At 67.5% G+C, this 12,928-nt stretch carries 15 protein-coding genes and 1 pseudogene; 8 read left to right on the plus strand and 8 right to left on the minus strand.

The genetic code is table 11. The annotated features are described in order from the left end of the window. Positions 1-4 precede the first annotated feature (4 nt). Genes ACFV15_RS13190 through ACFV15_RS13200 form a run of 3 tightly spaced genes read right to left on the minus strand, consistent with a single transcriptional unit; the run spans position 5 to position 1,464 of the window. A complete protein-coding gene (locus ACFV15_RS13190) occupies positions 5-370 on the minus strand; it encodes a hypothetical protein (RefSeq protein ID WP_378350448.1) in 366 nt (121 codons plus the stop codon). Between the two features lie 6 nt (positions 371-376). Continuing rightward, positions 377-1,228, minus strand: coding sequence for a LytR/AlgR family response regulator transcription factor (locus ACFV15_RS13195; protein ID WP_378350449.1), 852 nt, complete (start codon positions 1,226-1,228; stop codon positions 377-379). Positions 1,229-1,245: 17 nt separating this feature from the next. Then, positions 1,246-1,464 (minus strand): hypothetical protein, encoded by a 219-nt coding sequence (locus ACFV15_RS13200; RefSeq protein WP_378350450.1) that lies wholly within the window; start codon positions 1,462-1,464, stop codon positions 1,246-1,248. A 229-nt stretch (positions 1,465-1,693) separates the two neighbouring features. On the opposite strand from ACFV15_RS13200, the gene ACFV15_RS13205 reads away from it, so the two are divergent. Together ACFV15_RS13205 and ACFV15_RS13210 are read left to right on the plus strand one after the other, a co-directional pair. Continuing rightward, the gene (locus tag ACFV15_RS13205; protein WP_378350451.1) at positions 1,694-2,389 is read left to right on the plus strand and encodes an AMP-binding protein; all 696 of its coding nucleotides are present in this window, start codon (positions 1,694-1,696) and stop codon (positions 2,387-2,389) included. Between the two features lie 17 nt (positions 2,390-2,406). Then, positions 2,407-3,654: pseudogene (locus ACFV15_RS13210) on the plus strand (molybdopterin-dependent oxidoreductase); the annotation flags it as partial. Between the two features lie 333 nt (positions 3,655-3,987). Here the strand turns inward: ACFV15_RS13210 and ACFV15_RS13215 are convergent. Both ACFV15_RS13215 and ACFV15_RS13220 read right to left on the minus strand, forming a co-directional pair. After that, the gene (locus ACFV15_RS13215; RefSeq protein WP_378350452.1) at positions 3,988-5,115 is read right to left on the minus strand and encodes a CaiB/BaiF CoA transferase family protein; all 1,128 of its coding nucleotides are present in this window, start codon (positions 5,113-5,115) and stop codon (positions 3,988-3,990) included. Next, the gene (locus ACFV15_RS13220; RefSeq protein WP_378350453.1) at positions 5,115-6,254 is read right to left on the minus strand and encodes an acyl-CoA dehydrogenase family protein; all 1,140 of its coding nucleotides are present in this window, start codon (positions 6,252-6,254) and stop codon (positions 5,115-5,117) included. The genes ACFV15_RS13215 and ACFV15_RS13220 overlap by 1 nt, the downstream gene beginning before the upstream one ends. Positions 6,255-6,516: 262 nt before the next feature. Between ACFV15_RS13220 and ACFV15_RS13225 the strand changes: the two genes are divergently transcribed. The 3 genes from ACFV15_RS13225 (at position 6,517) to ACFV15_RS13235 (ending at position 9,191) form a co-directional block, all read left to right on the plus strand. Then, on the plus strand, positions 6,517-6,837 hold the full coding sequence (locus ACFV15_RS13225; protein ID WP_378350454.1) for a hypothetical protein: 321 nt from the start codon (positions 6,517-6,519) through the stop codon (positions 6,835-6,837). Between the two features lie 50 nt (positions 6,838-6,887). Next, a complete protein-coding gene (locus ACFV15_RS13230) occupies positions 6,888-8,489 on the plus strand; it encodes an alpha/beta hydrolase (protein WP_378350455.1) in 1,602 nt (533 codons plus the stop codon). Positions 8,490-8,603: 114 nt separating this feature from the next. After that, positions 8,604-9,191, plus strand: a complete 588-nt coding sequence (locus ACFV15_RS13235) for a hypothetical protein (RefSeq protein ID WP_378350456.1) — start codon at positions 8,604-8,606, stop codon at positions 9,189-9,191. 9 nt (positions 9,192-9,200) lie between these two features. On the opposite strand, the gene ACFV15_RS13240 is transcribed toward ACFV15_RS13235, so the two are convergent. Both ACFV15_RS13240 and ACFV15_RS13245 read right to left on the minus strand, forming a co-directional pair. Continuing rightward, positions 9,201-9,404, minus strand: coding sequence for a DUF397 domain-containing protein (locus ACFV15_RS13240; protein ID WP_378350457.1), 204 nt, complete (start codon positions 9,402-9,404; stop codon positions 9,201-9,203). A gap of 27 nt (positions 9,405-9,431) precedes the next feature. Continuing rightward, positions 9,432-10,289 carry a helix-turn-helix domain-containing protein gene (locus ACFV15_RS13245; RefSeq protein WP_378350458.1) on the minus strand — a complete coding sequence of 286 codons (858 nt, stop codon included), beginning with the start codon at positions 10,287-10,289 and terminating at the stop codon, positions 9,432-9,434. A 286-nt stretch (positions 10,290-10,575) separates the two neighbouring features. Here ACFV15_RS13245 and ACFV15_RS13250 point away from each other — a divergent pair, with 286 nt between their 5' ends. Genes ACFV15_RS13250 through ACFV15_RS13260 form a run of 3 tightly spaced genes read left to right on the plus strand, consistent with a single transcriptional unit; the run spans position 10,576 to position 11,355 of the window. Continuing rightward, entirely contained in the window at positions 10,576-10,716 is a 141-nt protein-coding gene (locus ACFV15_RS13250) for a hypothetical protein (protein WP_378350459.1), read from the plus strand. Then, a complete protein-coding gene (locus ACFV15_RS13255; RefSeq protein WP_378350460.1) occupies positions 10,713-10,907 on the plus strand; it encodes a hypothetical protein in 195 nt (64 codons plus the stop codon). The genes ACFV15_RS13250 and ACFV15_RS13255 overlap by 4 nt, the downstream gene beginning before the upstream one ends. Next, positions 10,894-11,355, plus strand: coding sequence for a hypothetical protein (locus ACFV15_RS13260; RefSeq protein WP_378350461.1), 462 nt, complete (start codon positions 10,894-10,896; stop codon positions 11,353-11,355). Before ACFV15_RS13255 ends, ACFV15_RS13260 begins: the two co-directional genes overlap by 14 nt. Positions 11,356-11,361: 6 nt before the next feature. Here ACFV15_RS13260 and ACFV15_RS13265 read toward each other — a convergent pair whose 3' ends face one another. Continuing rightward, the gene (locus tag ACFV15_RS13265) at positions 11,362-12,915 is read right to left on the minus strand and encodes a hypothetical protein (protein ID WP_378350462.1); all 1,554 of its coding nucleotides are present in this window, start codon (positions 12,913-12,915) and stop codon (positions 11,362-11,364) included. Positions 12,916-12,928 lie beyond the last annotated feature (13 nt).

Below are 12,928 nucleotides of genomic sequence, written 5' to 3' on the forward strand. Positions count from 1 at the left end.
AGTCTCAGAGCCGATCCACCATCTCGGCGAACTCGCGTTCTTTTCGCTCGGCGCAGCGCGCGAGAATCCACGCGACGAGCACGACGAACGGGTAGACGAGCACCCCGAGCAGCAGCCACGGGAGCCCGATGCCGAACAGCCGGACCTCGCGCACCGCCGGGAAGATCCAGAACAACGCCGGGATCGCGGCCAGTGTCCCGCCGACCGCGAGGCACACCGTGATCCCGAGCCGCAGCTGCGCGCGGATCAGCGAGCCGACGTACAGCCCGCCGATGTCGGTCTCCTCGTCGATCTCCTGCCGCACCGGATATTGCCGCGGCCTGGCCGAGGCGGACGCTCTGGTGACGGTGACCCGTTTGCGCTCGTTCATCGCCGCTCACCCGTTCCGCGTGTTGACCCTGGCCTGCCTGACGAGGACGTCGCGCAGCTGCTTCGCGTGCCGCCTGCTGACCGTGAGCAGCGTGCCGCCGACCCGTACGGTCACGCGGCCCGCGTTGACGTGCAGCTCGTCGACGTACTTCAGCGCGACCAGATGACTGCGGTGGATACGGAGGAAACCGAGGTCACGCCAGCGTTCCTCGAGCGCGGTGAGCGCCGAGCGGACCAGGAAACTGCCCTGCGCGGTGTGCAGCCGCGCGTAGTCGCCGTCGGCCTCGGCGAACCGGACGTCACCGAGTTTGACGAACCGGGTCAGCCCGCCGACCTCGACCGGGATGGTGTCGTCCTCGGACTCGGTCTGCGGTTCCGGCGCCGCCGGTTCGACGTGGTCGCCGCGTTCGGCCACCGCGTGCAGCACCCGGTGCACGGCTTCGGCGAACCGTTCCTGGCGAACGGGTTTGAGCAGATAGTCGACCGCGTTGAGCTCGAACGCCTCGACCGCGGAGTCGTCGTAGGCGGTGACGAACACGATCGCAGGCGGTTCGGCGAAGCGGGAAAGGACGCGCGCGGTGTCGAGACCGTTCAGGCCCGGCATGCGGATGTCGAGGAACAACGCGTCGAGCGGCTGCCCGCTGCCGATCGCCTGATGCAGCACCCGCAACGCCTCGGTCGCGTCGGAAACGCCTTCGGCCCACGCGATGCGCGGATCGGCGCGCAACAGGTACACGAGTTCCTCGAGCACCGGCAGCTCGTCATCGACCGCCAGCACCCGCAGGGTCGGCTGGTAGGGCGGCCTGATGCCCCTGCGCTCGCAGGTGGAACAGAGCTGGGGGCCATTCGCGACCGTCACCCATGGCAGGCTAGTGGTTACTTGGCGCGGCGGCCATCAGCCGATCGAACGTCATCGAGCGCGGTCTGCAGCTCGACGAAGGCCTGTTCGGCTCGCCGCGCGGCGAGTTCGATCGACAACGCGGCGCCGGCGCCTGCCTGTCGTGAGATCGAGTCCCGCAGCGCCTCGACGTCGTCGGCCCACGCGCTGCCGACGTCGATGAGGGCTTCGAGCCTCTCGACAAGATCCTGTTTCATCCTCCGGCTCCCTGCCCGCACACGTCACTCCCGATGGGACGTTAGATCACCGGATGCCGCGAAAGACTGCTCCGTTACGCCGAACCAGGCCGAATGGACCCGAGCAGGCGACGAACGGGCGAGCGGTATGGATCATGCCGTTCACATGCGGGTCCAGCCCGAATCGTGAACCTTCTTCGGATCGCAACCGTGCAGTAGTCGAACGCTGACCCTGCGAGAGGAAGACGCCATGACCCCGATCGGGACGACCTGGATCATTCCGGCACTCCGGAAGGCCGCCGCGGCGGAGCCTGACTCGACACTGTGCATCCTGGACAGCGGCAAGGGGCACAGACGGGTGACGACCGGCGAGCTCGACGCCGCCGCCCAGCGCGTCGCCACCCGGCTAAGGCTGCGGGGCTTCGGCCCCGGCGACCGGCTGCTGCTCGCCTATCCCCACCAGCGCGACTACCTGGTCGCGCTCACGGGCTGCCTCGCCGCCGGAGTGGTCGCGGTGCCGGTGACCGCGCCCGACCCGCTCTCCCCCGGCATCGGGTTCGCCACCCTCGGCGCGATCGCGGACGTCTCCGGCGCCTCGGCTGTGCTCACCACCGCCGCCTATGACCGGGCGAGGCGGTTGCACGCGGCCACCGAGCTGTTCCTGGACCCGGCGCTGCGCTGGCCAGGCCTGCCGTGCCACCGCACGGACACCCTGCGGGGCACCGGATCGTTGGCCATCGCGCACGAACCCGAGAGCGTCGGCGAACCGGCGGTCATGCGGTTCTTCACCGACTTCACGGGCCAGTGGCGCCGCACGGCCATCACCCACGGCGACCTCGCCGGTGACCCGCGCGTGGCGTTCGGACTGCTCGCCGCCGACCATGTCACCCCGGTGACCTCGGCCAGGCGGATGCCGGCAGGCGTCGTGATGCGGAGACTCGCGTGAACGCACCGGACCGCGTCGTGACCGGGCCCTGCCGTCCGGGCAGCAGCAGGCTGAGCACGCCGCTGCGCCGGGTTTCGGGCACGAAGGGCTCCCGCGAATCGGAGTTCGAACCGATCTCGTGGGACGAGGCCTTCGCGGCGGTCGCGGCGCGGTTGCTGGCACTGCGCGACGACGGCGAGGCACGGTCGATCGCCACCTGGGCCTCGGGCAGCCGGGCGCACGGGACGGGCTCGCTGATGTCGAGGCTGTTCGCGTTGCTCGGCAGTCCCAACGGGCCAGGACTGGTCGACCCCGGCAGCGCCGCGCTCGCTTCGGCGTTCGGGCTGGGCATGGTCACCAACGGCTATGGCGTCGACGGCGCCACCGGGCAAGAGGACCTCGGTTCGTCGAACTACCTGCTGTTCCTCGGCACGAACCAGGCGCAGACGCACCCGCGCGTCTTCAACTACCTGCGCCGCGACAGGGCACGGGCCAAGCTGGTCGTCGTCGATCCACGCCGCACGCCGACCACGGCCAGTGCCGACGAATGGCTCGCGTCGCGTCCGCACACGGATCTGGCGCTGGTGCTCGGCATGCTGTCGCACATCATCACGACCGGCAGGCAGGACCGGCGGTTCGTCGCGCACTGGGTGACCGGTTTCGAGGAGCTGCGCGACCATCTGCGCGACCACGGGTACACGCCGGATTGGGCGGCGAAGGTCACCGGGCTCCCGGCGGCCACGATCCGGCGCGTCGCCGAGGAGTACGCGGCCGCGGAACGGGCGGCCATCTTCTGCGACGCGGGCGTCTCGCATCAGCGCGGCGCGTTCGACACCTACCGGGCGTTGACGTTCCTCGCCGCGGCGACCGGCAATGTCGGAGTGCCCGGCGGTGGTTGCAACTTCATGCATCACACCTGGCCGGGTGATCTGCGGCTGCCGCCGCTGACCGTGGCGGTTCCGCCGACGCCGCCAGCTCTCCCGCCAGGCCCGGAACCGGTGCTGACCGGCAGGCCGTACCGGGTGCGCGCGCTGATCACCCAGGGCAATCCACTGCAGACGGTCACCGAAAGCGCGCGGGTGCGCCAGGCGTTGCGCGAGGTCGAATTCTCCGTCCATATCGGGCTTTCCATGGACGAGATCGCCTATCACGCCGATCTGATCCTGCCCTCGTGCGGCGAGCTGGAATTCGAAGGCGTGTACCGGCACCCGGACGGCCGGGCCGTGCGCTGGCAACGGCAGGCGGTGCCGCGGACGGGCCTTTCCCGGCCGGATTGGGAGATCTGGATCGGCCTCGCGCGGGCACTCGGCGACGCCGACACCGTGCGCGGGTCCGCGTACTGGCACGACGCGTTCCCGGAGAAATGGCTGGATTATCCGACGCTGTGGGCGGAGTTCGTCGCGCACACACCGGGGATGGGCGGCATGACACAGGCACGCCTGGAAGCAAGCGAAGGGCCGCTCCGGTGGCCTTGCCCGACCACCCGGCATCCAGGCGTCAGCGCGTTGTACGCGGACCATCCGTCCTGGTACGAGGCGGCCGCCGCGCTGGGCGCGCCGGGCAAACGGTTCCTCACCGCGAGCGGGAAGGTCGAATTCGTGAACGTCAGCACCCCGCGGCTACCGGTCTTCGGGCAGCCCGAGCTCCGCCCTGATCGCGGCCGAATGCTCCCCGAGAGCAGGTACCGGATCCAGCCTCGGCGGCCTGCCGTGGACGTCGACCGGTGGGAGGAGAGCAGTGACCTCACCCCTGGGCGTACCGACGTCGGCCCAGCGCCCCCGCGCGGCGAGCTGTGGGTGCGCGGCGAACTCGGCCATCGTGCGCATCCTGGCGTTGGCTATGCCGGCCGTGTCCAGACGACGTTCCACCTCAGCCGATGAGTGCCCGGCGAGCGCCAGCTCGATCAGCCTGCTCAGCTCCTCGTCGTGCGCGACCCGCGCGGTGTTCGTCGCGAACCGCGCGTCCGTGGCCAGATCCGCCCGGCCCAGCACGGATTCGCACAGCGCGAGCCATTCCCGGTCGTTCTGCACGCCGATGAACACGGTCCCGTCCGCGGTCCGATAGGGACCATAAGGCGAGATCGCGGCATGCTTGGCGCCGTTGCGCGGCGGTTCCGTCCCGCCGTATTTGGCGAAGTAATAAGGGAATCCGGCCCATTCGCCGAGCGCGTCGAGCATGGCGACGTCGAACGTCGTGCCCTCACCGGTCCGTTCGCGTTCGTAGAGCGCGGAAAGCACCCCGCTGTAGGCGTACATGCCCGCGGCGATATCGGCCACCGGGATGCCCGCTTTGGCGGGTTCTCCCGGTGTGCCGGTGAGGGACACGACGCCGGCTTCGCACTGCACGAGCAGGTCGTAGGCCTTCTTCTCCTTGTACGGCCCATCCGGGCCATAGCCGGAGATATTGGCGACGATCAGCCTTTTGTGCGTGGTGAGACCGAGCCGTTCGACGGCACCCGGCGCGAGGTTCTGGACGAACACGTCGGCTTTCGCGATGAGCGCGTCCAGCACCTCGCGGTCCTTCGGCTCCTTGATGTCGAGTGCGATGCTCTCCTTGTTGCGGTTGAGCCAGACGAAGTGACTCGACTGGCCGTGCACGGTCTCGTCGTACTTCCTGGCGAAGTCACCGGCACCCGGCCGCTCGATCTTGATGACGCGGGCGCCGAGGTCGGCCAGCTGCCGCGTGGCGAACGGCGCCGCGACGGCCTGTTCGAGCGCGACGACCAGAATCCCGTCCAGCGGCAGCATCAGTGTTTCCCCCGCTCGACCAGCTGACGGGCGATGACGGTCCGCTGGATCTCGTTGGTCCCCTCACCGACGATCATCAGCGGCGCGTCCCGGAAATACCGTTCGACGTCGAACTCCGTCGAGTAGCCGTAGCCGCCGTGGATCCGGACGGCGTTGAGCGCGACCTCCATCGCGGTCTCGGAGGCGAACAGCTTGGCCATCCCGGCTTCGAGATCGGCACGCGCGCCCGAGTCGTACTTCGCGGCCGCGTACAGGGTGAGCTGGCGTGCGGCGGTCAGTTTCGTGGCCATGTCGGCGAGCAGGTTACCGATGCTCTGGAGCTGCCAGATCGGCTTGCCGAAGCTGGTCCGTTCCCGCGCGTAGGCGAGCGAATCGTCCAAAGCCGCCGTGGCGACGCCCAAAGCGCGCGCCGCGACCTGGATGCGGCCGATTTCGAGCCCCCGCATCATCTGGGCGAACCCTTGGCCTTCCTCGGTGCCGAGCAGCGATTCGCGAGGCGTCCGGTAGCCGTCGAAGGACAGTTCGCAGGCCTCGACGCCCTTGTACCCCAGCTTGGGCAGATCCCTGGACACGGTCAGCCCGTCGCCATGCTCGGCCAGCAGGATGCTGATCCCCCGATGCTTCTCGGCCAGCGGATCCGTCTTGCACAGCACCGCGATCAGCCCGGCGCGGCGCGCGTTGCTGATCCAGGTCTTGGCGCCGTTGACCACATAGGACCCGTCCTGCGGCAGCGCGGTCGTGGTGATGGCCTGCAGATCGCTGCCGCCGGACGGCTCGGTGAGGGCCATCGTCGCCCTGATCTCACCGGTCGCCAGCTTGGGCAGGTAGTGCCGTTTCTGGTGCGGTGTCCCGAATTCCGCGATCAGCTTCGCGACGACCGTGTGCCCGCCCATCGCGCCGGCGAGGCTCATCCAGCCCCGCGCGAGCTGCTCGGTCACGTGCACGAAACAGGCGGCCGAAACGTCCGTGCCGCCGTACTCCTCGGGAATGCCCAGCCCGTAGACCCCGAGTTGTTTCATACCCTCGATCAGCCGCTCCGGGTAGGTGTTCGCGTGCTCGAGCTCGCGGACCACCGGCCGGACCTCGCGGTCGACGAACTCCCGCACCGTTTCGACGACTGCCGTCTCTTCCTCGGTCACCCCGCCACCGTATAAGGGCTCGCCCGAAGTTTGGGGTCGTGAGCGTTGCGGGCGGTTCTAGTCAAGGTCCGACTGGAACTCACAAACTACGAGGTCGCGTTTTCGCAGTTCAGAGGATAGACGACCTGGGCGTCGGGCTTGCTGGGAGACAGGCCAGCAAGCCTGACGCTACGTAGTTCTACTCATTTTCACTGGTCGTCGGCACGGCTGGCTCCCGTCTTGCGTCTATCTGTGGTCGGATGGTCACAGAGGGAGGGACGTTGTGAGCGATGGGTACAAGGTCGTCATCGGCGCCATTGAGCAGGCGTCGGGTGCGGCAAAACGAGCGGCGGACAGTGTCAGCCCGGTCGACCTGGGTAGCACACTGACAGGGGTCGGGCAGGGGTTGCCGGGTGGCCAGTCGGTCGAAGCAGCGCGGCTGCTCCGCGAGATGTGGGCGCGTGAGTTGCCGGTGTGGGTTACAAATATGGGCTCCTATGCGGACCAGTTGACGGCCGCTGCCCAGCACTATCGGGCAAACGAGGCGGATGCCCAGACTGATCTGCATGAGGTGCTCGTGCGCGGCGGGGCGAGGCCGGTCTGATGGTGTCCTGGGGTGATGTGCGGCAGTGGAACGCCGCAGCGATCGGTGGGGTGGCGGACGCGCTCAACCAGCGCTGCCAGGCGCTGATCGCGACCAACGACGACGTCGAGAGCGCGATCGTGCGCGAGGGCTGGATGGGTAACGCAGCTGTCGCGGCCGGGCAGCGCGGCCGATCTTTGATTTCCGGTTTGGAGCAGCGGGTCGCCGAGGCCTCGGCAGTCCGGCGCGCGGCGCACGAGGTGCAACTCGCAGTCGAGCGGATCGCCGAGTTCGTGCTGCAGACCGACGAGCTCGCGCGGGTGAACGGATGGCACGTCGGCGGGGACGGCGCGGTCGTGCGCCCGCCGACCGCTGGGCCGCCTCCACCACCGGACGTGGTGGCGAAGCAGGCGCGAGTCAAAGTGGAACTGGCCGATCGGGTCGAGCAGATCCTGCGGCGGGCCGCTGACGTGGATGCAGACTTCGCGGCGATTCTCACCAAGGCGATGAGCGGGGAGATCACCGAGCAGGACGCGACCAGCCTCGCTCAAGCCGCCGACGCTGGGACGCGGCAGAGCGGACTGTCGATCATCGGACCGCCTGAAGGTGGTACGCCGGGTGATAACAAGGCCTGGTGGGCGAGCCTTTCCGACACTGCCAAGGCCACCATTCTCCGCGACAACCCGGACTTGGTTCGCAACCTTGACGGTATCCCGGTCGTCGACAGGGACTCGGCGAACCGGGCTGTCCTGCAACGCGAGATCGGCAAGCTTGAAACCAAAAAGGCCGAGCTGACCAGGGGGAACCTGGGCGATGCTGGTAAGGCGGCGCTGGACGAAATCACGGCCAAGCTCAAGGGGCTGCACAACATCGACAACCGACTCAACCGGCCCGACAACGGCCAACCGCAAGCATTCCTGATCGGGTTGGACATCGCAGGGGACGGGAAGGCGATCGTGTCCTCCGGCAATCCCGACACGGCCAAGAATGTCGCGACCTACGTGCCGGGGACGGGCTCGGGCCTGGCGTCGATCGGTGACGATGTCAACCGCTCCGACCGGATGGTGGCCGCAGCGACGAAAGCCGGTTCGCCATCCACAGCTGTGGTGACGTGGATGGGGTATGACGCGCCGAACGAGCTTCCCAACGCGGGCAGTGAAAGCTACGCGGACAACGGCAAGGGCGCGCTAGCCGGGTTCCAGGACGGCCTACGGGCGACCCACGACGGTGATACGCCGTCGCACAACACGGTTCTCGGACACAGCTATGGCAGCACTGTCATCGGACACGCCGCTCGTGAAGGCGGTGGGCTCAATGCTGACGAGCTGGCGTTCGTCGGCAGCCCCGGAGTCGGCGTGGACAGCGCCAATGAACTGCACCTTCGCGGCGTCGATCAAGCACAGGTCGGACAGCATGTCCACTCCACTGTCGCCGAACACGACATCATCAAGGTGACCAACCTCGAAGTCGGCGACGAAGGTCTCGACATCGCGCTGGGACCGGACCCGGCCACCGCGCAATTCGGCGGCCAGGTCTTCTCATCAGACGCTGGGACCTCAGGCCCGATCTATCAGGGAGGTCTCAGCAAGGAGGCGCACAGCGAATACTGGAACCCGAACTCGAAGTCGCTGGGCAACATAGGCCTCATCATTGCCGGGAAACCAACGAGTTGACGTCGGAGACGGAACGTGGCACAGGGAAAGACAGTGACGTCCGGGTTGATCCGCGTGACGCTGCTTGCAGGGCTCTTGGTCTCAGTCGTCTCATGTGGAAGCAAGGAAGCAGGTATGCATCCGACCATCACGATCGCCGAAGCCAACCAACGAGTTGACGAATACATCGCCCGTGCGGTCAAGGTTCTTCCGCCCGAGGCCAAGCTGGAACTGAACTACCAGGAGCGTGCCGGGTCGTGCTCCGATCCGACCGACCATGGGCCGAAGAACCGCGTGACGGCCAACCGCGACTACAAGGTCCTCGGCTTGCAGCAAGCGGCAATACCGTCGTATTTCGACAGCCTGCGCGCGTGGTGGTTGGCCAATAACTTTCGCGTTCTTGACGAGAAGCCGCGCAATGAATTCCTGTGGGTGGAGAACAACGCCGACGCCTTCCAGATGACACTCACAGCCCACCCCGGTGCGGGGATATTCCTGATTGCAGGATCGCCGTGCGTCTGGCCGAATGGCACACCCGAACCCCAAGCGCAAGGCGGCGGCAGCACCGGTGACGCCGTGGCCGAGGCCAAGACCACACCACCGGTGATGCCACCCGCTGCACCGACGCCGAAGCCCGCGCAGGCACGTCGCCCTCGACGCAAGCCCGTCGACGATGACGAGGACTTCGATCAGACCGACTGGACCGACGAGAACACCTACTGACTCACCGGATCAGTCGAACTCGCCCGCCTTCACGCCCTTGAGGAAGGCGTCCCACTCGGCCTCGGTGAAGTAGTGCGCGGGCCGGGACCGGTCCTTGGTGTCGCGCAGGTAGCGCCCGCCATCCGGGGCTTGAGCGACCTCGACGCACTGACCGCCGTTACCGCCGCTGAAGCTTGACTTTTGCCATAGAAGTCGGGTCGGCTCGGAGGACATAGCTCCGCGCCCCCTTTCGTTGCGTTCTCACAGTTCCCGCCGAACAGTATCGACGAGGCTCAGTGAGTCAGCGGGCGAGAGGGCGGCTGCGGACAGCGCGTTGAAGGTGATCTCGTAGGTCTTGAGCTCCTGCGGTCGGTCACGGTCGAGGTATGAAGCGCCGGTGAGGTTCTCCAGGTAGGCGATGTCTGCGCCGTCGTCGTCGGGGAAGCGCAGCAAGCTGAAGTTGAATCCGGTAGATGGATGGGCGCCGGCGCTGAACGGCACGACTTGGATCGTGATGTGGGGCTGCTTGGCGAGCGCGGTGAGGTGCGCCAGCTGGCGTGCCATGACGTCGGGGCCGCCGACGACTCGCCTGATGGCTCCTTCGCTCATCACGGCCCACACACGCAGCGGCGCGTCGCCAGCGATTCGCTTCTGCCGCGCCCTGCGGGCGGCGAGAATCCGGTCGAGGTCCTCGGGCCGGTGCAGCGGAGTCGCTTCGACGAGTGCGCGTGTGTAGTCGTCGATCTGGAGGAGCCCGGTTATGAGTTCGCTGTCGTAAGTGCGGACCTCAGACGCGACCTCTTCGAGGTTGACGAACTTGCGGAACCAGTCGGGAATCGCCGAGCCGTAGGTCGTGCGTGGCCGCCGCTGACGAGCGAGCCGCGCGAGTTCTTCGACTTCCACGCGATCTGCGGCAGCGACCTCGTAGAGGTCAAGCAAGTCCCGCATCTCCGCCGGGCGCACGCCAACGTCGCCATGCTCGATACGGCTGATCTTCGACAGTGAGCACTCCAAAGCCGCAGCGGCCTCTTCGCGGACCTTCCCCGCGCGTTCACGGAGTTCGGTCAGCGCGAGACCAAGTTGTCGCTTGTGCACGGTTGGGCTCGTGTTGTTCGACATTCATACCTCCAGCCGCACATTGTGTATCACGGACGGTCACTACATCGCACGGCACCGTGGTTGTAAACCTGCATGTGCACTGTTACGTTAGATGTGCGCAGGCGGTGACGGACCATGTTGCCTGCGTGCCCGTCCCGGCATCTCACAGTTCCCAGCCGGGGCGGGCCCCCAAACTGAGGAGTGGGCCATGGGGCATACGCGCGGCCTCCGACGCGAACGTCGAAGCGACAGCGAGACAAATTGGTGCCGTGTCAGCTGCCGCGACGCAGCAGGACATCGCAGCAGCATGGTGATCGCGATTCAGGGCGAGCGGATCGTCCTGCGCGGACCGAACGGTGAGACTGCTTCCTTCAAACCCTTGCAGGCGGGCAGGCTCCGTGCTGCCTTGCGGGATGCGCTGGTTGATGGCATTGGAAACACACCATGAACCGCCAGCAGAAGGAGCTCGTGGCGCTGTTGCGGGTGGTGGAGTGGCAGGTCAGCGAGGTGGCGTTCGCGACTATGAAAGGGACGTGTTCGCCGCAGAAGTACGCCGAGCTGGCGAAGCTGTTTGAAGTTGTGGTGGCGTTGCTTCGGTTGGAGTTGCCGGTGGTGATCGACGCTCATGACCGAACCTGAGTTTCCCGGCGACGAGGGTGCCCTTGTGCCGCAGTTCGACACGGTTGCCGACGCCGCTGACTTCTACGAGCAGCAGGTGGGTTGGCAGGTGACGGTGGCCAGGGAGAAGATCTGGCTGGCCCATCGCTACGAGATCGATGCGATCTCGATGCCGGAATCACTTGGCCAGCTCGTGTTGGACAGGCTCTACAAGCGGTGCCCAGTGTTTCGTTCGTCTGGCCCGCCGCCGCGCTGGGTGTTCCTCACGCTGCCGCTGAACGCGCTGCGCGATCAGTGGCTGGTCCCCGCGACGGTTTCGCATCTCTGGGGTACCGAGTTCATCTGGCTGCCGCCCAGCCAGTGGGGCGAGCAGCCGCTGGAATGGATCACGCCCCCGACCAGCCCGCTGAGTTCGTTCGCGGTGCTGGCCGGAGTAATCGACCGAGCCATCGCCGACCACTCCGGCTGAGGCGCGTCAAGACTCGGGCCTGTCCGTCTTCTTCCACACTCCGATGGTCGGCGGCGTGGTTTTCTCGTCGGACTCGAAGATCTGCGGGGTTTCGTGGTCGATCAGGTAGGCGGGCCGGGTGTGCTCCTCGTCCTCCTCCTTGCCTCCGCGTCCACGCCCGCCCATCGGGGCACCCGGCGACATCGAGCCTTTCCCGCCGGGTGAGCCCGGCCCGGTGCGGGCGACCGGTTCACCGATTCCGGCAACTCGAGGCGTGCTGCCGCTGGAGCGTCCGCCGGGCAAGCCTTCCCCGCCCGGCATCTTCGGCGCGCCACCGGTCTTGCCGCCGAAGCCACCAGGAGTACCCACCCGACTTCCGGAACCGGTTCCCGTGCCGGGGCCGCCGATCCACGGACCCGTGCCGGTGTTGGGGCCAGGCTGACCCGCGACCGGTCCCGGTCCCGATGGCGGGACGGGTGTTGGCGTGATGGGCGTGTGTGGCAAATCGATCGTAGCGGCGGAATGGGTCCCGTCCTCGCCGGCCGCGGGCACCTGCGCACCAGACTGCGAGCCGCTCGGCCCGGCGCCGGGTGCCCCGCCGATCGGGTTCGGCGCCCGCTCCCCGCCGGTCGGCACTCGCTGCCCGCCCCCGCTCGGGACACTGCCTTTACGGCCACCGCCCGTGCCGGGCTGCGGCCCGCTCGTTCCGCCGACGCTGCTTTCAGCGGCGGGAGGCGGAGTCGGGAATACCGACGTCGTCGAGGAACCGCCGAGGGTCTGGTCAAACTGGGTCATGTACCGGGCAGCCTGCTCCTGCGCGGCCTTCTGCCGGTTGTAGGCGTCCATGTCCGCCTGGAACTGCCGCCCGTACTCGACCGGATCGGTGATCGTCTGCAGCCGGGCGTTGGCTTCCTGTGCCGAGAACTGCACGGGCGGGTTCGCCGCCATCTGCTGCTTGGTCTCACCCAGAACCTGCGCGTGCACATCCTGCTGCCGCCCTGCGAGCGCCGCGCCCCGCGAGCTGGTGCTGAACCATTGGGCGATCTGCGCGATCTGCGCCCGCGCGGCATCACCACCGGATCCTCGCCAGCCTTCCAAGCTGGTGCTGATCGCGGAAGCGAGCCTGCCTTGGTGACCAGCCAGCTCGGGGCTGGCTTCGGTCCAGCCTTGCGCGGACTGAGCCACCGCGTCTGGCTCGGCCGTCGTCTTGACGACCGCGTCCATGTGCTCGTGGCTGGTCGATTCCCACGCCGTCTGCGGCGCGGTTCCGTGCTGGCGAGGCGGTAGGTCGTGGGCGAGGCCATCGGCATCACGTTCGAGATGAGCCCGCAGCCGTGCATCGAGTTCGCTCTCGTTGACCAGGCCGCTGAGGAACTGATTCAACCAGCCGCCCTCAGCGCTCATCTGCGTGGCGATCTGCTCCCGGAGCTGCTCAGCCGACACCGTCACAGGCGCGACCGGGCCCACGTAGTACTTCGACGACGAATCAGCCGTCACCACGTACAACGGACTACGCGGGTTGTACTCCGGACTCGCCGGATCCGACACCGAATTCGACAGTCCGAACACATCATTCATCATCACAGGCCCCCTC

The organism is Amycolatopsis sp. NPDC059657 (assembly GCF_042734395.1).
Lineage (GTDB): Bacteria > Actinomycetota > Actinomycetes > Mycobacteriales > Pseudonocardiaceae > Amycolatopsis.